The organism is Rhodococcus sp. P4_C10 (assembly GCF_056402135.1).
This window is the reverse complement of the sequence record NZ_JBFUHZ010000007.1, coordinates 120,725-141,693: the sequence shown is the minus strand read 5'-3', so window position 1 is coordinate 141,693 and position 20,969 is coordinate 120,725. Positions and strand designations below refer to the sequence as shown.

Sequence of the window (20,969 nt, the reverse complement as noted above, 5' to 3'; positions counted from 1 at the left end):
CGGCGGTGCGGGTCTAGCCTGAGTCAGTAGGAGGCCGCCGCATGCTGCATGTCTCCCTCCTCGGGGAGCAGGCAATCACCGACACCGCGACCGGGACCGCCGCGACCCGGTCGCCGCGCGCGGTTGCCCTGGTGGCATTCCTGGCGGTGCACGCGGGCACCCCGCAGCCCCGGCAGCGCATCGCCGAACTCTTCTGGCCGGACTCGCAGGACGGTCAGGCACTGACCAACCTGCGCCGCGAACTGCACCACCTGCGCCGCGCCCTCGGCGACGCGGACTCGCTGGTCGTGACCTCGACGGACCTGTGCTGGCGCGACAGCGACACGTGCCGCGTCGACGTCCGGGCCTTCGACCTCGAACGCCGGGCCGCGCTGGCCGCGGCGGCGGCGGGCGACGACCACGCGGCCCTCGCCCACGCCCGGGCGGCCATCGCCGCGTACCGCGGCGAGTTCCTGCCCGGCGGGTACGACGACTGGCTGCTCGAGGCCCGCGCGGAGCTCGAGCGCCAGTGCGTGGACCTGTGCGACCTGGTCAGCGCGGCGAGCGCGCGCGGCGGCGACCCGGCGGCGGCAACCGAGGCCGCCCGTCGGCGGATCCGGCTGCAACCGCTGGAGGAGGTCGGCTACCGCACGCTGATGCGGTTGCAGGTCGACGCGGGTGACCGGGCCGGCGCGCTGAGCACCTACCACCGCTGCGCGTCCGTCCTCGAGCGCGAGCTCGGTGTCTCCCCCGAACCCGCGACCAGGCAGGCGGCGGCCGCCCTGCTGGCGACGCCGGCCGACGCGCCGCGGCCCGCCGGTCCCGTCGGCCGCTCCGGACCGGCCGCCGCCGAGTTCGTCGGCCGCGCCCGCGAGCTCGGCCTGCTCGGTGACCGGTGGCGGGCCGCCGCGGCGGGCCACCCGGGCATCGCACTGGTCGGCGGCGGCGCCGGGGTGGGTAAGACCCGGCTGCTGCGCGAGGTCGCCGCGCTGGCCCGGTCGCAGGGCGCCGTGGTGGCGGCGACCCGGTGCTTCGGAGCCTCCGGCCGGCTGCCGCTCGCCCCGGTGGCGGACTGGCTGCGAACCCCGGCGATCCGCGACGCGACCGCGACGCTCGACCCGCTCTGGCGCGACGAGGTGGACCGCCTGGTGCCGTCCGGCGCCGGTTCGTCCGGAGCTGCCGGTCGCCGGCCCCGCGATCCCGGCGCGGGTTCCCGCGCCATGGTCGACGCATGGCAACGCCACCGCTTCTTCGAGGGCCTGGCCCGGGCGCTGATCGGCGGCGGCCGCCCGCTGCTGCTGGTGGTGGACAACCTGCAGTGGTGTGACCAGGAGACGCTGACGTTCGTCGCGTTCCTGCTGGGACTGACCACGGACACGCCGCTGCTGGTGGCCGCGGCGCTGCGCGACGAGAACCACGACCCCGGCCCCGACCTCGGGGCGTGGACCGCGCGGATGCGGGCCACCGGGCTGCTCACGGAGCTGGACCTGAGCCCGCTCGACGTGGGCGACACCGCCCGGCTCGCCGAGGCCACGGCCGGCAGACCGCTGCGCGCGGACGACCTGGAGCTGCTGCAGGCGGCGACGGGCGGCTTCCCGCTGTACATCGTCGAGGCGATGCGCACCGCCGCGGAGGACGGCGAGACTCCCCTGCCGGTCGGCGATCTCACCACGGTGCTGCGCACCCGGCTCGAGCACGCGAGCCCGGCCGCCCGCGAGGTCGCGGGGCTCGCCGCCGCCGTCGGGCGGAACTTCACCCTCGACCTGCTCACCGAGGCCAGCGACCTCGACGCCGACTCCGTGGTCCGGGCCGTCGACGAGCTGTGGCGGCGACGGATCCTCCACGAGTTCCGCGACGGCTACGACTTCTCCCACGACCTGCTCCGGGACGCCGCGTACGCACAGGTCGGCCCGCCGGGGCGGTGGCTGCTGCACCGGCGCCTGGCCCAGGGCCTCGAACTGCTCCACGCAGACGACACGGATTCCGTCTCCGCGCAGCTCGCCGAGCAGTACGCGCGGGGCGGCCGGGCCGAGCGGGCGGTGGCCTACTACCGGCGCGCGGCCGACGTCGCGTCCGGCACGTTCGCCCACGCGGAGGCGATCCGCCTGCACCGGGCGGCCCTCGCGATCGTGCGCGCGCAACCCGGCGGTCGGGGCGCGCTCGCCCGGGAACTCGACATCCTCGAGTCGATGGCGGCGCCGCTCAACGCCCGGTACGGCTACTCCTCGCCCCAGCTGCAGCAGACCCTCGAGCGCTCGATCGAACTGGCCGAGATGCTCGGCCGCCGGGACTCGACGGTCGTCGCGCTCGTCGGACTCTGGACGTCCCGGTTCGTCCAGGGCGACACCGCGGGCGCGCACCGGGCCGTGTCCCGCGCGCTCACCCTGGTCGACTCCGACTCCGACGCCGACGCCGACACCCAGCTGAGCGGCAGCGCCCACTTCGCGTTCGCCGGGTCGGCCGTCAGCCTCGGCAGGCCGGCGGAGGCGCTGCACCACTTCGAGCTCGCCGCCGAGCTGACCCGGGGCGCCCACTCGTTGACGGTTGGAACCCGGCCGGACGTGCACTCCCTGGCCTGGTCCGCGCACGCACACTGGCTGCTCGGCCACGACGACGCCGCCCGGTCGAGCTGCCGTGACGCCGTCGCACTCGCCCGGGGCGCCCGGCACCCGTACAGCCTGGCCGTGGCCCTGGCGTACGGCGGCATCACCCTGCAGATGCTCGGCGACCGCGAGGAACTGCGGGACACCGTCGGCGAACTGCGGGACCTGTGCGACCGGTTCGACTTCGCCTACTACCGCGAGTGGGCGCTGATCCTCGGCGGCTGGTCCGAGCCCGGCTCGTCCGGGATCCCGCTCGCCCGGCGGGGCCTCGAAAACCTCCGGGCGGCAGGCTCGTTCGCCCGGATGCCGTACTGGCTCTCGCTGCTCGCCGACCTGTCGATGCGCGAGCAGCGGCCCGCCGCCGCGCGCGCGACCCTGGACGCCGCCGTCGTCGCCGGGCAGGCCCGCAGCGACCTGTGGTGGCTGCCCGAGGTGATGCGACTGCGCGCCGCCCACGACGACCCCGACAGCGCCCGCACCCGCCTGCGCGCCGCCGCCGCGATGGCGTCCGAACACGGCAGCGCCGCCCTGCTGCGGCGATGCGAACGCGACCTCAGGAACGAGCTGCCCGAGGCTCCGCCCGAGAACGACCTGCCCGAGGCTCCGCCCGAGAACACCGACGCGCGGGGCGTTCGCCCGACCCGATGACCGGGCGCCGGCGGACGAACGCTGCGCGAACGCCCGCTTCGTAACTTTGGTGATGCGGGCACCCGACGAGCGGGAGCCACACCACCGGAAGGGAAGCGTCATGTCCACCACGACGTACGAAGACCTGGCCGCGACGCTGCGCGGCGACCTGATCACCCCGTCCGACGACGGGTACGACGCGGCGCGGGCCGTCTACAACGCCATGATCGACCGGCGCCCCGCGGCCGTCGCCCGCTGCCGGGACGTCGCCGACGTCATCAACTGCGTGCGGTTCGCCCGCGAGCACGACGTCGAGATCGCGGTGCGCGGCGGCGGTCACAACGCCGGCGGCCTCGGGGTGTGGGACGACGCCCTGGTCATCGACCTGTCGCTGATGCGCAGCACCACCGTCGACCCGGTCGGCCACACCGTCCGGGTGGACGGCGGCTGCACCTGGGGCGACGTCGACCACGCGACCGTCGCGTTCGGCATGGCCACCCCGTCCGGCTTCCTCGCCTCCACCGGCGTCGGCGGCCTGACGCTCGGCGGCGGCATCGGCTACCTGTCCCGGCGCTTCGGCCTCACCGTCGACAACCTGCTCTCCGCGGACGTGGTCCTCGCCGACGGCACCTTCGTCACCGCCAGCGCGAGCGAGCACAGCGACCTGTTCTGGGCCCTGCGCGGCGGCGGCGGGAACTTCGGGGTCGTCACGTCGTTCCGCTTCCGCTGCCACGACATCGGCGAGCACGGCGTGGTCATCGGCGGCCCCGTGCTCTACGACCTCGCCGACACCCCGGCGGTGATGCGCTGGTACCGGGAGCTGCTGCCGTCGCTGCCGGAGGAGCTCAGCGGCTGGCTCGGGCTGATCACCGTCCCGCCGGCGCCGCCGTTCCCGGAGGAGCTCTGGGGCCGCAAGTCCTGCGCCATCGTGTGGTGCTACACCGGGTCGCACGAGCGGGCGGACGAGGTGCTCGAGCCGATCCGGTCGTTCGGCTCACCGCTGCTGGTCGGCCCGCATCCGATGCCGTTCAACGTGCTGCAGAGCGCGTTCGACGGGCTCTACCCGGCCGGGCTGCAGTGGTACTGGCGGGCGGACTTCTTCAACGAGATCTCCGACGCCGCGATCGACGTGCACTGCAAGTACGGTGCGCAACTGCCCACCGGGCACTCCACCATGCACCTCTACCCCATCGACGGCGCCGCGGGCCGGGTGGCCGACGACGCGACCGCCTTCGCCTACCGGGACGGCGGCTGGGCCGGCGTCATCGTCGGGGTGGACCCGGACCCGGCCAACGCGGACACGATCACCGCCTGGGCGAAGGACTACTGGACCGAGCTGCACCCCACCTCGGCGGGCGGTGCCTACGTCAACTTCCTGATGGACGAGGGCCAGGACCGAGTCCGGGCGTCGTACCTGGGCAACTACGACCGGCTGGCCGAGGTCAAGGAGCGGTACGACCCGGACAACGTCTTCCACGTCAACCAGAACATCCGGCCCGCCGCGGTGGCAACCCGCTGACGGACCACGAAAAGCGAAGCGCCGGACGCCCTTCGATCCGCGAGGCGGTCGAGGGCGYCCGGCGCTGTCGGTTGGGGACCTGGGGCTCCAGGAGCCGATCAGGCGCTGCGCGAGGTAGCCCTCGACCTTGTCGAGGGAGACGCGCTCCTGCTCCATAAAGTCGCGCTCGCGGACGGTGACGGCCTGGTCCTCGAGGGTGTCGAAGTCGCAGGCAAGGACAGGGCATTGTGCCCATGCTGGTGCATTCATGCTCACGAACACCGCGCCCGGCAGTTCTCCGGTGTCAGGTGTTCCCGGGCCGGCTGCTCAATCCCTGCTCGACCATCCACGCCGCGACCTGGATACGGGAAGCGAATCCGAGCTTCGCGAGGATCTGCTCGACGTGTCCCTGCACGGTGCGCGGGGAGACCAGGAGCTGCGCGGCGATCGCCTTGTTGGTCAGGCCCTGAGTCACGAGCTCAGCGACCTGCCGCTCGCGCTGGGTCAGCGCCGACAGCGACCCCGAGGGCTGCCCCTCCTCCTCCGACTCGGGGAGTTCGTCGAGCGCGAACGCGATCGCCTCCTCCGGGCTCCACCGCGCCCCTTCCCGGACGGCTCCCTCGAACGCCCGCTCACCGAGGACCTGACGGGTCTGCTGCTCGCATTCCGCGTGGTGCACCTGAAGCGTGCGGGCAACCACTCCGGCGCTGCCCACCCCCCGCCACATCGTCTCCACCGCGCCCAGCAGGAGCGCGGCACGTCGGGGGCGCTTCTCCGCACAGGCGATCCACGCCAGCGTCTCGACACACATCGCGGCGGCGAGCATGTCGTCCGCCGATCGGGACAGCCTCAGCCCCTGTTCGAGAAGGCCGGCGGCGCGCGGTGGATCGGCTTCCCACAGCGCGAGCCCGAGGGCGCAGGCCGCATATGCCCGGTAGACGAACTCGCCGGTCCGTTCGCTGATGGCAAGAGCTTCTGCTTGGTAACTCGTGGCCCTGGCCGCGTCGCCGAGCAGTCCAGATGCCAAGGTGAGACCGAGCAGTGTCGAGATCTGTCTGAGGTTGTTCCCCTGGTCCTGGAACGCTGCGAGGGCAATCTCCCAGCCGGCGAGCGCGCCCGACAGATCCCCGGCGATGGCGGCGAGGTACGCGCTCGCATGGATGACAGCCACGCGCATCGTGTCATCGTCCAGTTGCTCCGCGAGGTCGTATCCGGCCGCCGCCAACGCGGTAGCCGACGCGATGTCGCCCTGATAGCCGGCGAGCAAACTGTTCGCGCACAACGCTTTCACTCTGTCGACGGTCGGTTCGTCCCCGTGCAGCTCGAGCGCGCAGTCGAGCCAGTATCTGCCCTCCCGAAGGAGACCACGCGACAGCCAGAACGGGAACAGGCCGACGGAGATCTGCAGGCCCGTGTCGGCCTCGTCCGGCTCGCTCATGCAGAAGTGCAGCGCCTCGCGCAGGTTCGTCTGCTCACGGCCCAGTCGGGCCATGAGCTCGACCTGGCGGGGACCGATCCACTCGAATCTCGTCGTCGAGACAAGATCCCTGTACCAGCTCAGGTGCCGTCGACGGAGGACCGCGATGTCGTCCGGGCCGATCAACTCCTCGCGGCCGTATTCGCGCAGGGTCTCGAGCATCCGATATCGCGCCACGGAACCCGCGCCCTCGCAGATCACGATCGACTTGTCGACCAGCGAGGCCAGCACGTCGAGCACCTCGTCCGCGTGCCGGTCGCCCGCACAGATCCCTTCAGCCGCATCGAGTTCGAACCCGCCGGAAAAGATCGTCAACCGACCCCACAGCTCATGTTCGGCCTCGGTGCACAGTTCGCGGCTCCAGTCGATGGACAACCTGAGGGTTTGCTGCCGGCTCGGCGCTCCCCTGCGGCCACCCGTGAGCAGCTGATACCGATCGGACAGTCGGCCGAGAATCTGCTCGGCCGAAAGCGTGCGCAGCCGGACCGCCGCCAGCTCGATGGCAAGAGGGAGCCCGTCGAGCCGGTGACAGATCTGTGCCACGGCCACTCGATTGGCCTCGCTGAGGGCGAAACCGGGCACCGCCACGGCAGCGCGTTCGAGGAACAGGGTCGCCGCCTCGTAGCGAGCAAGGTCCTGCAGCGACGGCGGCTCGTCCGGATCCGGCACCGCGAGCGGCGGGACTCGCAACTCGGTCTCGCCGCCGACCGCGAGGGCCTCGCGACTGGTCGCGAGGATCCGCAGCCCCGGACAGCGTCGCAACAGGGTCATCGCCAGCGACGCAACCGCGTCTACCAGATGCTCACAGTTGTCGATCACGAGAAGCAGCTGTCGATCGCGCAGGTGACCCGCCAACATCTCGAGCGGCGGCGCACTCGAGATGTTCCGCGGCGCAACCGTGGCGGCCACCATGCCTGCAACGAGGGCCGGATCGCGCAGGTCGCCGAGCTCGACCAGCCACACCCCGTCCTCGAAGTCTCGTCTCGAGTCCGCGCCTACCCGCAGCGCCAGCCGCGTCTTGCCGACACCACCGATACCGGTCAACGTCAACAGCCGCGAAGTCGACAACAGTCGCCTCGACTCGGCAGTCTCGTTGCGGCGCCCGACGAAGCTGTTCAGTTCAACGGGGAGATTCCCCGACACCTTTGCACGGATGGTGGACGGCATCGTCACTCCCGTCTCCCCCGGCGCAGGGCCGCGATCGATATCGGCCGGGACCCGCCTCGTGGGCGAAGCTCCGACTTGACACTTTGGAGTGAACTGTAACGCCATGGCCGCGCGAGTCGTCGCGCGGATGCGAGATGCGGTCGCGGACGGCGGGGGGCCAAAAACAGGTACCTCCCCCCGCCATCCTGCCGTGGTGCTCGACACAGCCCCCGCGAAGAATGAGATTCGCCAGTTCCGCCAAGCGCGAAGGCGAGGTTCCTGATGCTCTTGCTCACACGACCGCCGCAGTCGACCCCTCGGTCGCCGGAGGTGTTGATGATCCGGAACTGCGCGCGCTGCGCGACGCTGCTGAATCCGGGGAGTTCCTCGTGCGACACCTGCGGAGGCAAGGACCTGCCGAAGATCCCGTCGACGGGGCTCGGGGAGATTCGAACCTGGACGGTCGTCGATCGCGAGTCCCCCGACAGGTGCGGTGATCCGATGCCGTGCCTGCTCGCGGTCGTCGCACTCGACGACGGACCCTGGATCTGCACCTGGATCGAGGGCGAGATCGCGGTTCGCTCGGACCAGCACGTCCGCGTTCAGTTCGATCACACGGCTGCCGGGGACCGGTATCCCGTGTTCTGCGCCTGTGGAGCCGACCGCTTCCAGGAGTTTCCCGCCGCATAACCCACAACCACCCAAGAACCTGTGCAGATTTCAACGATCATCCCCAGGAGCCGATAACGAACCAACGCCAATAATGCAGAAATATTCACATTAGAACATTCAAATAGCGCATTCACTCCGCCCCCGACAAAGTCGGCCCGGGCGGCAATTCTGCGTTGACCCAGGATTGATTGACCGACTTTTTGCTCCGATCAACAGTTATTCGTTGTCATCCGACGGACACGAAGGCCTCCGAGACCCAGTCAGCCCACGCCGTCGACCCGATCTGCAGTGCTTCGAAATGCAGGTCTACCTGGACTTGTATTCAACATATCGTGGAGACGACGCGTGCCGATCGAAGACTCTCGACGCGAACCAACTACCCCCTGGTTGCGGCCGCGACAATTCAGGAATCGAGTTCAAGGAGAAAACAATGGGAACCTTCCTCACCATCCTCACCGCGCTCGGGAATGCCGCCGCGGTTGGCAACCTGCTGAACTCGCTGAGCTGACAGCTCCGCTCGGGTCCGGTGCTCCCGAGGTGCACCGAATCCTGATGACCGCCACACCGGCGGTCGAGAGTGTGGTTCCTCCCCCGGCCCATGCGGGGCGGGCGACGAGAATGCGACGCCGGGACAGCCCTGCGTCGGGAAAGCACGCGGTCACCACGCGAACCTGACCGCACCAGCGAAAAGTAGGGATTACATGCCTTCGAACACAGTCCGCCGCATCGCCGCTCTCGCGGCGGCCGTCGCCCTTCCCGCCGGCCTGTTGATGGCCGGCGTCGGAGCCGGCGTCGCGAACGCCGCCGACCCGGCCTGCGCCCAGTCGAGCCACGACACCAAGCAAGACTTCTGGACCGTGGGGATCACCCACACGTACGACAAGACCGTCTCGGCGCCCGAGGTCGCCGCAGGCACCAACGTCACCTACAAGATCGTCGTCGGCACTACCAGCATCGGCAACCCGTACGTCAACTCCATCACCGACTACCCGCCCGCCGGCTTCGGCGCCCCCGTCTCGGCGAAGGTCACCGCCTACCACTTCGCCCAGGGCCAGGTCACCGAGGCCATCACCCCGCAAATCAGCGGCGACGGTCGCGGCTGGAGCATGAACAGCACCGGCTGGTTCGTCAACTCCGGCAACCCGGTGACCGCCGAGATCACCTACAAGGTCCCGGACAACACCGCGGCAGGCACGAAGGTCACCAGCGGCGGCATCGGCGTCGGCGGCACCGTCGGCGTCGGGACCGACAAGCCCGGCCTCACCTCGTGCTTCAACGTGCGGGTCAAGAACCCGGGCGAGGCCGTCCTCGGCAGCGCGGACGGCGCCGGCCTCGGCTCCTCCGAAGGCCAGATGAGCTCCACCGGCTCGATCAGCGACGTCCTCGGCGACACCATCACCCGAGTCATCACGCGACCGCCGCGCGCCGAGCACACGGCCCCCAACCCCCAACGCTGCGACCTTGATGTCGATGTCGACGGTCGCACAGCAGCGACCAAAGGAACACCATGACATCACGAGGGACCACCCGCGCCGTCGCCGCAGGCGCGGCAGCAACAGTGACGATGGGCGCATTCGCGCTCCTCGGCGCAGGCACCGCAATCGCCGCCCCCGCCACCATCGAATGGGACAGCGGAAGCTCCCACTACATCCGCACCATCAGCAATACCACCCCCGCCGTCGGCGACACGATCACCGCAACAACGAAATTCCAACGGACCAGCTGGGTCGACGAGTTCATCTACAACGTCAAAGACCGGCACCACTCCTGCCTGACCTACGTCCCCGGCTCCGCCAAGATGATCGGCCAGAGTGAGTACCCCGTCGCCAACCCCGAGGTCAACGCCGACGAGGCCTACGTCCGCGCCTCCTGGGGCTCGACCGACTGGGTCGTCCGCAACCGCCCCGGCTTCTGGGACGCCCCCATCTTCAGCGTCGCCTACAAGGTCGGCGCGAACTGCCCCCGCGGCATGGCCCTGACCACCGGCATGGACTACGGCGGATCCCTCGGCAGCGGCACCTTCGGAGACAAGGGCCCGTCGATCACAATCGGCAAGAGCAGCTCCACCACCGTCCTGGCCGCCGTCACCGGCGCCCGCGTCGGCGTGCCGAGCACCCTGACCGCCAACGTCACCGGTGGCGCAGCGGGCGACACCATCGAGTTCCGCGACGGCACCGCCTCGATCGGCACCGCCACCCTCGACGGCGCGGGCACCGCGACCCTCGCCTGGACACCCACCGTCCGCGGCGGCCACACCCTCACGGCCAGCTTCCCCGATACGGCGTTCGCCACCGCGTCCCAGTCCGCGCCGATCACCGTGCAGGTCGCCGAGCAGAACGCGACCTCGAGCGTCGCGATCGCACCGGTCACCGGAGCACAGGTCGGCCGTGCCTCCACCATCACCGCCACCGTCACCCCCACCGGCGCGGGCGGAACCGTCGAACTCCGTGACGGCGCAGCATCGCTCGCGACGTTGCCGGTCGGCGCGGACGGCAGGGTCGCCTACCAGTGGGTGCCCGCCGCGGCAGGCGCGCACACCCTCACCGCCACCTTCTCCGGCCGTGACAACGTCACCGGCTCCAACACCACCGCACAGGTGAACGTGGCCGAGGCACCCGTCTCCAACACCAACTCGACCACCACCCTCAACCCGGTCGGTGCCGCCGCCGTCGGCAAGGCCACCACCCTGACGGCCAAGGTCAACCCGGCCAACGCCGGCGGCACCGTCACCTTCAAGGACGGTGGCACCGTCATCGGCACCGGCCAGGTCGGCGCCGACGGAACCGCCACCGCCGCGTGGACCCCGGCCACCGCAGGCCAGCGCACCGTCACCGCCGAATATTCCGGCAAGGACACCGTCAACGCCTCCGCCGACCAGGAATCGGTGATCGTGGGACCCGGCGACAGCACCGGCGGTACCCCCGGAACCGGCGGCGGAACCGGCAGCCTCGGCTCGATCTTCGGCTCCTGACACCCACACCGTGAAGGTTCTGTCCCCGGCCTGGGCGGCCGGGGACAGCCCCCGCGGCCCCAACTGAACGCTGCGGCCTCGATGTCGACGGTCGCACTCCCCTCGACCGAAGGAACACCATGACATCACGAGAGACCACCCGCGCCGTCGCCGCAGGCGCGGCAGCAACAGTGGCCATGGGCGCATTCGCGCTCCTCGGCGCAGGCACCGCCGGAGCCGCCCCCGCCACGATCACCTGGGACAGCGGAAGCTCCCGCTACATCCGCGACATCAGCAACACCACCCCCGCCGTCGGCGACACCATCACCGTCAAAACGAGATTCGAGCGCACCAGCTGGGTCGACGAGTTCATCTACAACGTCAAGGACCGGCACCACTCCTGCCTGACCTACGTCCCCGGCTCCGCCAAGATGTCCGGCAGCAGTGACCACCCCGTCGCCAACCCCGAGGTCAACGCCGACGAAGCCTACGTCCGCGCATCCTGGGGCGTCACCGACTGGGTCGTCCGGAGCCGCCCCGGCTTCTGGGACGCCCCCACCTTCAGCGTCGCCTACAAGGTCGGCCAGAACTGCCCCCGCGGCACGGCCCTGACCACCGGCATGGAATACGGCGGATCACTCGGCAGCGGAAACTTCGGCGACAAGGGCCCGTCCATCACCATCGGCACGAACCCCAACACCACCACCGACTCGACCACCACGCTCAACCCGGTCAGCGGCGCCACCGTGGGCAAGTCCACCACCCTGGCGGCGAAGGTCAACCCCGCCAACGCCGGCGGCACCGTGACCTTCAAGGACGGCGGCACTCTCATCGGCGCCGTCCAGGTCGGATCCGACGGGACCGCCACCGCCGCGTGGACCCCCGCCACCGCCGGCCAGCGCACCGTCACCGCCTATTACTCGGGCAAGGACACGGTCGACGCGTCGTCCGACCAGAAGTCGGTGACCGTTGCACCCGGCGGCGGCACCGGCGGCACCGGCGGCACCGGCAGTCTCGGATCGCTTCTCGGCGGCTTCGGCTCATGAGCTGACTCCGCACACCGACCCCGGGCTCCGGCGCCATGCCCTCGCAGGCACCGGAGCCCGGCCTTCCCCGCAGCGCCTGCGGCGACGCTCGCACCGCACCGATCTGTGGAGAGATGATCTACCAGCAGACGGGACTCCAATCGTCCCGGCCGGTCCGGTAGCCCGAGCGCCGCGGCGACCGTCTCGGGCAACAACGCCGGATCGCGGCAGGTCGCCGAGCGCGACCAACCAGACTCCGTGGGTGAACCTCCCCTCGGCGATCTCCCGGCGCCGACCGACGAAACTGGTCAATCCAGCGGCTGGTTCCCGAGCCGGCCCTTCACGGAGGGAGCTAGGAGCCGATCAGGTGCTGCGCGAGGTAGCCCTCGACCTTGTCGAGGGAGACGCGCTCCTGCTCCATCGAGTCGCGCTCGCGGATGGTGACGGCCTGGTCCTCGAGGGTGTCGAAGTCGACGGTGATGCAGAACGGGGTGCCGATCTCGTCCTGGCGACGGTAACGGCGACCGATCGCGCCCGCGTCGTCGAACTCGATGTTCCAGTTCTTGCGCAGCGCCGCGGCGAGGTCCTTGGCCTTGGGGGTCAGGTCCGCGTTGCGGCTCAGCGGCAGCACCGCGGCCTTGATCGGGGCGAGCCGGCGGTCCAGACGCAGGACGGTGCGCTTGTCGACGCCGCCCTTGGCGTTGGGCGCCTCGTCCTCCGAGTACGCGTCGACCAGGAACGCCATCAGCGAACGGGTCAGGCCGGCCGCGGGCTCGATGACGTACGGCGTGTACCGCTCGCCGCTGGCCTGGTCGAAGTAGTTCAGGTCGGTGCCGGAGTGCTTCGAGTGGGTCGTCAGGTCGAAGTCGCCGCGGTTGGCGACGCCCTCGAGCTCGCCCCACTCGCTGCCCTGGAACTGGAAGCGGTACTCGATGTCGACGGTGCGGTCGGAGTAGTGCGACAGCTTGTCGGCCGGGTGCTCGAACAGGCGCAGGTTCTCCGGGTCGATGCCCAGGTCGGTGTACCAGGCCATCCGGGTGTCGATCCAGTACTGGTGCCACTCCTTGTCCTCACCCGGCTTGACGAAGAACTCCATCTCCATCTGCTCGAACTCGCGGGTGCGGAAGATGAAGTTGCCGGGGGTGATCTCGTTGCGGAAGCTCTTGCCGATCTGGGCGATTCCGAACGGCGGCTTCTTGCGCGAGGTGGTGAGCACGTTCGCGAAGTTCACGAAGATGCCCTGCGCCGTCTCGGGCCGCAGGTAGTGCATGCCCTCCTCGGTCTCGACCGGGCCGAGGTGGGTCTTGAGCATCATGTTGAAGTCGCGGGGCTCGGTCCACTGACCGACGGTGCCGCAGTCCGGGCACACCACCAGGTCCATCGTGACGTCGTCCGGGTTGTCGAGCTTCTTCTTCTCCGCGTACGCCTCCTGCAGGTGGTCCTGGCGGTGGCGCTTGTGGCAGTTCAGGCACTCGACGAGCGGGTCGTTGAAGACGCCGACGTGACCGGAAGCCACCCACACCTCGCGCGGCAGGATCACCGACGAGTCGAGGCCCACGACGTCGTCGCGGCTGGTGACCATGCTCCGCCACCACTGCTTCTTGATGTTCTCCTTGAGCTCGACACCGAGCGGGCCGTAGTCCCACGCGGACCTCGTACCGCCGTAGATCTCACCGCACGGGAAGACGAGTCCTCGACGCTTGGCGAGGTTGGCAACGGTTTCGACCTTGGACTTGGGTGCCACTTGGGGAGCTCTCCATCTGGGTAATAGATGCTGCGTCACGGGGGTTTGCTGGGTACCAGCCTATCTGCCCCCGGGGGCGTGCCCAATTCAACCGTTTGACATGCATACTCGTGCATATCAAAATGGAATCGATTTGCAATAAGGCGGCAGGCGGACGACCGATCCGCGGCCGCAGACCGCCGCCACGAGAACGTCAGGAGCCCGCCGAGTGAGCATCACCGACGCCGACGACGTGCACGGCGACCCGGGCCCGCACCACCACGGCGACACGTCCACGCCACCGGCGACACTGCCCAGCAAGGACGCGATGGCCGCGGCGGGCGACCTGCTGCGCGCCCTGGCCGCGCCGGTCCGAATCGCGATCGTGCTGCAGCTGCGTGAGACGGAGCGCTGCGTGCACGAACTGGTCGAGGCCCTCGGGGTCACCCAACCGCTGATCAGCCAGCACCTGCGGATCCTCAAGGCCGCCGGTGTGGTCCGTGGCGAGCGGACCGGCCGCGAAGTGTTCTACCGTCTCGTCGACGACCACCTGGCGCACATCGTGATCGATGCCGTCGCCCACGCCGAGGAAGGACCGAGACCGTGACAGAGAAGCCCGGGCCCCGTAGCCCCGTCGTCGTCGGCGTCCGCGCCACCAAGCAGCGCAGCGCAATCTCCGCGCTGCTCGACGACATCGACGAGTTCCGCTCGGCGCAGGACCTGCACGACGAACTGCGCAGGCGCGGCGAGGGCATCGGGCTGACCACCGTCTACCGCACCCTCCAGACGCTCGCCGACGCCGGCACCGTCGACGTGCTGCGCACCGACACCGGCGAGTCCGTGTACCGACGCTGCTCCTCCGGGCACCACCACCACCTGGTGTGCCGCAGCTGCGGCTTCACCGTCGAGGTCGAGGGCCCGATGGTCGAGCAGTGGTCGCAGTCGATCGCCGACGAGAACGGCTTCACCGACGTCAGCCACACCGTCGAGATCTTCGGCACCTGCCGCAACTGCTCCGCCTAGCGGCGCACGGCCTGATATCCCCCCGCGATCGTCACGGACATCGCAATTGCGATCTTGTGATGCACTCGGCGACCTGCACGGGAAGGACCGACGATGGTTCGTGACGTCGTGCGCCGTGCGCGCGAGCTGCTCGAGGTTGGCGACGAGGAGCAGGCGCACGCGATCCTGACTCTGGCGCTGGATGCGCAGCGGCGTGCCGCTGAGGACATGGAAGCAATAGCCGTGGCCGAGGCGACCGGGATGCTCGTCCGGTTGGAAGCCCCGTGCGAACCACGCGATGCCCTCGAGCGGCGCATCGCGAGGATGACCGAACTCACGGACGACTTCGACGCCGACGCCGTCCGTGAGGCGCGCGCGCTCGCCGAGCTCGAGTCGATCGAGTGGGTCCACCGGCACGAGCCCGACGACGCGATCGTGCTGGTCGACGTGCTGCGAGCGGCGGAGTCGTTTGCGGCGCGGCACATCGGGGACGATCAACCGCTCGGTGTACGGCAGGCACGAGCGGAGGCAATGTTCACCGCCGAGATCCTGCGGAGGCACCTGGGACGAGATCACCATCGGGTGGCAGTCGGACTCGAGACGCTGGCGCTCACGCTCGCCGCGGAATCCGACGACCGGTTGCGTCATCTGCGCATCGCCGCGCTCTATGAGGCGGCGCAGATCCGTTACGACATCGGTGATGACCCGGCGTCCGCGATCGCGCTGATGCACCGTGTGATCGCCGAGGCGGAGCCACTTCCCTCGTCGCGGGCGCTCCTGCACGCCGCGTCGCTCTGCCTGGTCGACGACGAGATCAGCCGGGGAGTGCCGGCGGCGGTGGCGATCGGCCACGGCCTGCGCGCCCTGGATGTGCCCGTCGCCGATCCCGGCTTCGAGGCGGCCACCGAACAGGCCCGGCATCTCGACCAGGTACTGGAGAGGCTTCCCGACACCGAGCGCGACCTTGCCGCCGTGGAACACTCCGCCGCACTGGTGGACCGCTACGCCACCTGCGCATCCGAGGATGCGCGTGAGGCGATCCTGTGGTGGGTGCTCAGGGGTGTCCCCGAGGACGCAGGCGGGGTGACGACGGTGGATCGACAGGTCCTCGCCCACGCCGACCACGCGTTCGGCACCGATCCGAGCCCGCTCACGGCGGCGGCACGGGCGCGCGTGGCGTCACGCCTCGCCGAGCTGACCGCGCACCTCGGCGATCCCGAGAGGGCCGTGCGGCTCTACGAACAGCTCGAAGCGCGATTCCCCGGGCACGAGCACGACGAGCGTCTCGTCGTGCCGCTCGCCCTGGCGATGGTCGACCGGGCGCTTCGACTCACCGACATCGGACGACGCGGCGATGCCCTCGAGGCGCTGGCGCAGGTGCCGCAGCGCTACGCACGTGCCGTTGGCGTGGCCGGCGTCTCTGCCGCGATCGCCCAGGCGAGGTACTGGCGGGGACGTCTGCTGCGGGAAGCAGGCGAGCTGGCCGAATCTCGCGGTGTCATCCGCGACACCGTGGATCGCTCGGCCCACGACGCCGACGCCGACGTGCGCATGTGGGCGGCGAACTCACTCTTCTCGGTGTGGCAGTCACCCGGGCTCGATCCGACCGAGATCGATGATGCGCTGCATCGCTTTGCGGACCTGTTTGCCGACGATCCGGACGTGCGCATCAGCCGCCTGGATGCCCGGCGACTCCTCCTTCAGGCGACACGCGCGGCAGAGCGAGGCGAACGCCAAGTGGCGGCGACCCTGCTGCGGGGCCTGGTGACGAAACACGCGGACAGCGACGACCCGGACATCCGCGACACCGTCGAACTCGCGACCGAAAATCAACGAATCCTCGCGATCTCCTCCCCCACCGATGCGGCCCCCGCCTCGCTGGGAGAGGCCCGCTACCGCGATCTTCGCGGACGGCTGTACGAGGCCGACAGAGCGGTCGACGAGGGGCGACACGCGGACGCCGAAGAAGTCCTCGCGGCGATTGCGGCCGACACCGTCACAGACCCCGATCAGAACATCGTCATGCTCGGGCTCGCGGCGCTGGACGTGCTCGGAGGTCTGTTGGTCGACGCGCGGCGGTGGGAGGAACTCGTCGCCGTCGCACGCAGCGCCGCCCTGCGCCGCCCCGGCCTCGACACCCGGGCACGCCGGGTGCACGCGCGTGGCCACCTGAGGCTCGGCATCGCGCTCGGCCGACTCGGCGAGGAGCGTGCCGCGATCGAGGCCTACGAGGCGCTCGAACTACTCGCCGACGGATCGACCGACGGCGACATCATGAGCGCCCGTGAAGTGGCCGCCTACAACCGCGCCGTTCTGATCGACGATCTGGGCGACCCGGTCGCCGCGATCACCGCCTACGACCACGTCCTCGCAGTCCACGACCGGTCCGTCGACTCCCCCGAGCGCCGGCTCCGCCGCGTCAAGACACTGCGCAACAAGGCGCTGCTGCTGACCGGTCTCGGCCGCCTGCCCGAGACGACCCACGCCCACCGGATGATCCTGGACATCGCGGGCGCCTTCCCCGACCCCGAGATCACCGAGCGAGCCCGCAAGTCCGCCTTCGACCTGGCGGCCTGCTACTCGCGGCTCGGCCAGCATCGAGCGGCGTCGGACCTCTACACCTGGATGCGCTCCGCCCGCCATCTCGGTTTCAGCCGTGACGAGCTCAAGAGCATCGCACGCTCCGCCAAGACTGCCGCCCGCGAATCCAAGCGCGCACATCGGTGAAGAGTTGATCCCGGTCGCGCACTCGAGCGCGGCGACTAGGGCAGCAACCCCTGCCGCCCCTGATCCGCACCCGAGAGCACCAGCAGCAGCATCGTGGTGAGCGCCTCGTCCTCGAGCCCGGCGGCCGGGAAGGTGTAGCGCAGGATCACGTCGGCCAGCTTGCCGCGGGTGATCACGGTGATCGACCCGAACTGCATCATCGAGTTCTTCTCGGCAACCTTCTTGTGCAACGCGGGCTTCGCCGGGCGGTCCCAGGCCAGCACCGCGGTCACCGACAGCACGTCCAGGCCGGGCGAGAGGGTCACCGCGCGCAGCGAGCACAGCGCGCCGGCGTACTCGAAACCCAGCGACCCGTCCTCGGACACCCGGACCTCGGTGAAGTGCGACAGCGCTTCCTGCGCTCTGGCCTGGAGGAGTTCGGCCGTCTCGGCGGCCACTACTTGACCCCGCCACTGTGCTTGTTCATTTGACTCCGCCAAACCGTCGGTCGCGGGAGGCGTACTCCACGCAGGCCGCCCACAGGTCGCGGCGGTCGAAGTCGGGGAAGAGCTTCTCCTGGAACACCATCTCCGCGTAGGCGGACTGCCACAGCAGGAAGTTCGACGTCCGCATCTCGCCCGACGGCCGCAGGAACAGGTCGACGTCCGGCATGTCCGGCTCGTCGAGGTACTTCGCGACGGTCGCCTCGGTCACCTTCTCCGGGTTCAGCTGACCCGACGCCACCCGGCGCGCGATTTCCCTTGCCGCATCGGCGATCTCGGCCCTTCCGCCGTAGTTCACGCACATCGTCAGGGTCATCACCGTGTTGTCCTTGGTGAGTTCCTCGGCGATCTCGAGTTCCTTGATGACGGAGGTCCACAGTCGCGGCCGTCGACCGGCCCAGCGCACCCGCACGCCCATCTCGTTCATCTCGTCGCGCCTGCGGCGGATCACGTCGCGGTTGAAGCCCATCAGGAACTTCACCTCGTCGGGGCTGCGCTTCCAGTTCTCGGTGGAGAACGCGTACGCGGAGAGCCACTTGACGCCCACCTCGATGCACCCGCAGACCGAGTCCATCAGGACCGCCTCGCCGCGCTCGTGTCCGGCGGTGCGCGGCAGCCCACGCTCCTGCGCCCAGCGGCCGTTGCCGTCCATCACCAGGGCGACGTGCCGCGGGATGAGTTCGGGCTGCAGGATCGGCGCCCGCGCCCCCGACGGGTGCGGGTCCGGGGGCCGGACGGCCCGGCTAGGCGTGGCTTGCGGTTCGCGTCGTCGAATCACGGTCCCCATCCTGCCCGACCGGGCCAGGCGCCTGCGCCACCGGTGGCGATTCCACCGGCCCGACGCCGGCCGCGGCGGGCGCCGGATCCACCGCCGCGTGCGGCCGGTGCCGTTCGATCAGCGGCAGGGTGCGTAGTTGTCGTTCCAGGTGCCACTGCAGGTGCGCGGCCACCAGCCCGCTGGCCTGGCTGCGGATCGCGCCGGGGACGTCCTCGGTGCGCGCCCAGTCGCCGCGCGCGAGGGCGTCCATCAGGTCCAGCACCCCGGGCGACGGGGTCGCCGCGCCGGGCGGGCGGCAGTGCACGCACACCGCGCCGCCCGCGGCCACGTGGAAGGCCCGGTGCGGACCCGGAGCGGCGCACCGCGCGCACTCCTCCAACGCGGGGGCCCAGCCCGCGAAACCCATGGCCCGCAACAGGAATGCGTCGAGGATCAACTCGGCTGGACGCGCCTGCTCCCCCACCGCGCGCAGGGCCCCGACGGTGAGCTGGTGCAGCCGCGGGGCCGGGGCGCGTTCCTCGCCCGCCAGGCGTTCGGCGGTCTCGAGCACCGCGCACGCGGTGGTGTACCGGCCGTAGTCGTCGACGATGTCGCCGCCGAAGGCGTCGATGGTCTGCACCTGGGTGACGATGTCGAGGTTGCGGCCCGGGTAGAGCTGCACGTCGATGTGCGCGAAGGGCTCGAGCCGGGCGCCGAACTTGGACTTGGTCCGTCGTACGCCCTTCGCCACCGCCCGCACCAGCCCGTGCTGGCGGGTGAGCAGGGTGACGATGCGGTCGGCCTCGCCCAGCTTGTGCTGGCGCAGCACCACCGCATTGTCCCGGTACAACCTCACAGACCCGATCTCCCGTCGCTTCGCTCGCCCGGCGCAATTTCCCCGTCGCTTCGCTCGCCCGTCCAGTCTCCCACGGTGCGGCGACGCTCCCGTGCCCGCGAGGCGGCCGGGTCGCGCGTCCCGCGCCGGCGCCGTCCGTCGGTTCACCGCGCGCGGACCTCCCCCGTCTGCCAAGCTCGACTATGGCCTCGAGACGGATTCTCGTGTTGGCATGCGTTCTCGCACTCCTGTCCGCGTGCGGGTCGAACAATCCGTCCTCCCCCGGCATCGACTCCACGACCACCACCGTCCGGACCACCGCGGCCTCCGCCGATCCGGCCCAGGCCGACGCGGTGATGAAGATCGTGCGCGACGCCATGTCGCAGGCCCACCTGAAGTCGGCGATCGTGCGCGTCACGATGGACGACAAGGAGATCGTCACCGCGGCGCTCGGCGAGTCGATGACCGGCGTCCCCGCCACCACCGACATGCACTTCCGCAACGGCGCGGTGGCCATCTCGTACGTCTCGACGCTGCTGCTCCAGCTCGTCGACGAGAAGAGGGTGAGCCTCGACGACAAGGTGTCGACGTGGCTGCCCGACATCCCGAACTCCGACCGGGTGACGCTCGGCCAGCTCGCCCAGATGACCTCGGGCTACGTCGACTACGTCATCGGCAACACCGAGTTCGACGCCGCCATCTACGCGGACCCCTTCCGCAACTGGACGCCCGAGGAACTCATCTCCTACGGCGTGAACAAGCCGCTGCTCTACGAGCCCGGCACCAACTGGAACTACGCGCACACCAACTACGTGATCCTCGGCCTGGCCCTCGAGAAGATCACCGGTCAGCCGATGACGCAGCTGATGCAGGAGAAGGTGCTCGGGCCGCTGAGGCTGGCGAACACCACCGATCCGGGGACGGCGGCGATCCCCGAACCCGTCCTGCACGCGTTCAGCTCCGAGCGCCGCGAGGCCCTGCAGATCCCCTCCGGCGCGCCGTTCTACGAGGAGTCCAGCTTCTGGAACCCGTCGTGGACCATCACCCACGGCGCCATCCAGACCAGCAACATCTACGACCTGCACGCCACCGCGGTCGCGATCGGCACCGGCAAGCTCCTCTCGCCGGAGTCGTACCAGGCGATGGTGTCGACGGCGCTGCGCGGCAAGACCACCACCCTGCCGGGGTGCACCACCTGCTTCGAGCAGAACATCGGCTACACGTACGGGCTCGGACTCGTCATCACCGGCGACTGGCTGATGCAGAACCCCCTGTTCAGCGGCTACTCGGCGGCCGAGGCCTACCTGCCGTCGAAGAAGATCGCGATCGCCGTCGCCACCACCTACGACCAGGCCGCCTTCGACGGCACCGGCGCCTACACGAACGAGGCCGACCTGCTGTTCCGCAAGATCGGCGCCCAGCTCGCGCCCGACGACGCCCCGCCCATGCCGCCCGCCAAGTAGCCG

At 70.2% G+C, this 20,969-nt stretch carries 16 protein-coding genes and 1 pseudogene; 11 read left to right on the top strand and 6 right to left on the bottom strand.

Annotated features, from left to right (window positions below; genetic code table 11):
• Window positions 1-41 precede the first annotated feature (41 nt).
• Together AC1DWC_RS06370 and AC1DWC_RS06365 are read left to right on the top strand one after the other, a co-directional pair.
• A complete protein-coding gene (locus tag AC1DWC_RS06370) occupies window positions 42-3,230 on the top strand; it encodes an ATP-binding protein (protein ID WP_477906650.1) in 3,189 nt (1,062 codons plus the stop codon).
• A 100-nt stretch (window positions 3,231-3,330) separates the two neighbouring features.
• Window positions 3,331-4,728: an FAD-binding oxidoreductase gene (locus AC1DWC_RS06365; RefSeq protein ID WP_477906649.1), complete on the top strand. Its 1,398-nt coding sequence runs from the start codon at window positions 3,331-3,333 to the stop codon at window positions 4,726-4,728.
• A gap of 90 nt (window positions 4,729-4,818) precedes the next feature.
• Here the strand turns inward: AC1DWC_RS06365 and AC1DWC_RS06360 are convergent.
• Both AC1DWC_RS06360 and AC1DWC_RS06355 read right to left on the bottom strand, forming a co-directional pair.
• A pseudogene (locus tag AC1DWC_RS06360) lies at window positions 4,819-4,944 on the bottom strand (His/Gly/Thr/Pro-type tRNA ligase C-terminal domain-containing protein); the annotation flags it as partial.
• A 67-nt stretch (window positions 4,945-5,011) separates the two neighbouring features.
• Window positions 5,012-7,351: an ATP-binding protein gene (locus AC1DWC_RS06355; RefSeq protein WP_477906648.1), complete on the bottom strand. Its 2,340-nt coding sequence runs from the start codon at window positions 7,349-7,351 to the stop codon at window positions 5,012-5,014.
• 315 nt (window positions 7,352-7,666) lie between these two features.
• Between AC1DWC_RS06355 and AC1DWC_RS06350 the strand changes: the two genes are divergently transcribed.
• The 5 genes from AC1DWC_RS06350 (at window position 7,667) to AC1DWC_RS06330 (ending at window position 11,998) form a co-directional block, all read left to right on the top strand.
• Window positions 7,667-8,020, top strand: coding sequence for a Zn-ribbon domain-containing OB-fold protein (locus AC1DWC_RS06350; RefSeq protein ID WP_477906647.1), 354 nt, complete (start codon window positions 7,667-7,669; stop codon window positions 8,018-8,020).
• A 280-nt stretch (window positions 8,021-8,300) separates the two neighbouring features.
• Complete coding sequence (locus AC1DWC_RS06345) at window positions 8,301-8,510, top strand: hypothetical protein (protein ID WP_477906646.1); 210 nt, start codon at window positions 8,301-8,303, stop codon at window positions 8,508-8,510.
• 193 nt (window positions 8,511-8,703) lie between these two features.
• Window positions 8,704-9,513, top strand: coding sequence for a hypothetical protein (locus AC1DWC_RS06340; RefSeq protein ID WP_477906645.1), 810 nt, complete (start codon window positions 8,704-8,706; stop codon window positions 9,511-9,513).
• Complete coding sequence (locus AC1DWC_RS06335; RefSeq protein ID WP_477906644.1) at window positions 9,510-10,973, top strand: Ig-like domain-containing protein; 1,464 nt, start codon at window positions 9,510-9,512, stop codon at window positions 10,971-10,973. Before AC1DWC_RS06340 ends, AC1DWC_RS06335 begins: the two co-directional genes overlap by 4 nt.
• A 119-nt stretch (window positions 10,974-11,092) precedes the next feature.
• Window positions 11,093-11,998 carry an Ig-like domain-containing protein gene (locus AC1DWC_RS06330; protein ID WP_477906643.1) on the top strand — a complete coding sequence of 302 codons (906 nt, stop codon included), beginning with the start codon at window positions 11,093-11,095 and terminating at the stop codon, window positions 11,996-11,998.
• Window positions 11,999-12,329: 331 nt separating this feature from the next.
• Here the strand turns inward: AC1DWC_RS06330 and AC1DWC_RS06325 are convergent, their stop codons facing one another.
• Complete coding sequence (locus tag AC1DWC_RS06325) at window positions 12,330-13,721, bottom strand: glycine--tRNA ligase (protein WP_477906642.1); 1,392 nt, start codon at window positions 13,719-13,721, stop codon at window positions 12,330-12,332.
• Window positions 13,722-13,935: 214 nt separating this feature from the next.
• Here AC1DWC_RS06325 and AC1DWC_RS06320 point away from each other — a divergent pair, with 214 nt between their 5' ends.
• The 3 genes from AC1DWC_RS06320 (at window position 13,936) to AC1DWC_RS06310 (ending at window position 17,429) form a co-directional block, all read left to right on the top strand.
• On the top strand, window positions 13,936-14,307 hold the full coding sequence (locus tag AC1DWC_RS06320) for an ArsR/SmtB family transcription factor (RefSeq protein WP_477906682.1): 372 nt from the start codon (window positions 13,936-13,938) through the stop codon (window positions 14,305-14,307).
• On the top strand, window positions 14,304-14,723 hold the full coding sequence (locus AC1DWC_RS06315; RefSeq protein WP_477906641.1) for a Fur family transcriptional regulator: 420 nt from the start codon (window positions 14,304-14,306) through the stop codon (window positions 14,721-14,723). Before AC1DWC_RS06320 ends, AC1DWC_RS06315 begins: the two co-directional genes overlap by 4 nt.
• A gap of 93 nt (window positions 14,724-14,816) precedes the next feature.
• Entirely contained in the window at window positions 14,817-17,429 is a 2,613-nt protein-coding gene (locus AC1DWC_RS06310; RefSeq protein ID WP_477906640.1) for a hypothetical protein, read from the top strand.
• Between the two features lie 35 nt (window positions 17,430-17,464).
• Here the strand turns inward: AC1DWC_RS06310 and AC1DWC_RS06305 are convergent, their stop codons facing one another.
• The 3 genes from AC1DWC_RS06305 to recO are packed head-to-tail and all read right to left on the bottom strand — an operon-like array spanning window position 17,465 to window position 19,524.
• Entirely contained in the window at window positions 17,465-17,866 is a 402-nt protein-coding gene (locus tag AC1DWC_RS06305) for a hypothetical protein (RefSeq protein ID WP_477906639.1), read from the bottom strand.
• Between the two features lie 25 nt (window positions 17,867-17,891).
• A complete protein-coding gene (locus tag AC1DWC_RS06300; RefSeq protein WP_217635607.1) occupies window positions 17,892-18,689 on the bottom strand; it encodes an isoprenyl transferase in 798 nt (265 codons plus the stop codon).
• Window positions 18,655-19,524: a DNA repair protein RecO gene (gene recO, locus AC1DWC_RS06295; RefSeq protein ID WP_477906638.1), complete on the bottom strand. Its 870-nt coding sequence runs from the start codon at window positions 19,522-19,524 to the stop codon at window positions 18,655-18,657. The genes AC1DWC_RS06300 and recO overlap by 35 nt, the downstream gene beginning before the upstream one ends.
• Window positions 19,525-19,706: 182 nt before the next feature.
• Between recO and AC1DWC_RS06290 the strand changes: the two genes are divergently transcribed.
• Window positions 19,707-20,966, top strand: a complete 1,260-nt coding sequence (locus tag AC1DWC_RS06290; RefSeq protein ID WP_477906637.1) for a serine hydrolase domain-containing protein — start codon at window positions 19,707-19,709, stop codon at window positions 20,964-20,966.
• The last annotated feature ends 3 nt before the right edge of the window (window positions 20,967-20,969 follow it).

Coding starts and splice junctions, on each gene's coding strand:
- AC1DWC_RS06290 (WP_477906637.1), top strand. CDS start 19,707: ATGGCCTCGAGACGGATTCTCGTGTTGGCATGCGTTCTCGCACTCCTG.
- AC1DWC_RS06340 (WP_477906645.1), top strand. CDS start 8,704: ATGCCTTCGAACACAGTCCGCCGCATCGCCGCTCTCGCGGCGGCCGTC.
- AC1DWC_RS06330 (WP_477906643.1), top strand. CDS start 11,093: ATGACATCACGAGAGACCACCCGCGCCGTCGCCGCAGGCGCGGCAGCA.
- AC1DWC_RS06355 (WP_477906648.1), bottom strand. CDS start 7,351: ATGCCGTCCACCATCCGTGCAAAGGTGTCGGGGAATCTCCCCGTTGAA.
- AC1DWC_RS06365 (WP_477906649.1), top strand. CDS start 3,331: ATGTCCACCACGACGTACGAAGACCTGGCCGCGACGCTGCGCGGCGAC.
- AC1DWC_RS06335 (WP_477906644.1), top strand. CDS start 9,510: ATGACATCACGAGGGACCACCCGCGCCGTCGCCGCAGGCGCGGCAGCA.
- AC1DWC_RS06370 (WP_477906650.1), top strand. CDS start 42: ATGCTGCATGTCTCCCTCCTCGGGGAGCAGGCAATCACCGACACCGCG.
- AC1DWC_RS06345 (WP_477906646.1), top strand. CDS start 8,301: ATGCAGGTCTACCTGGACTTGTATTCAACATATCGTGGAGACGACGCG.
- AC1DWC_RS06310 (WP_477906640.1), top strand. CDS start 14,817: ATGGTTCGTGACGTCGTGCGCCGTGCGCGCGAGCTGCTCGAGGTTGGC.
- AC1DWC_RS06350 (WP_477906647.1), top strand. CDS start 7,667: ATGATCCGGAACTGCGCGCGCTGCGCGACGCTGCTGAATCCGGGGAGT.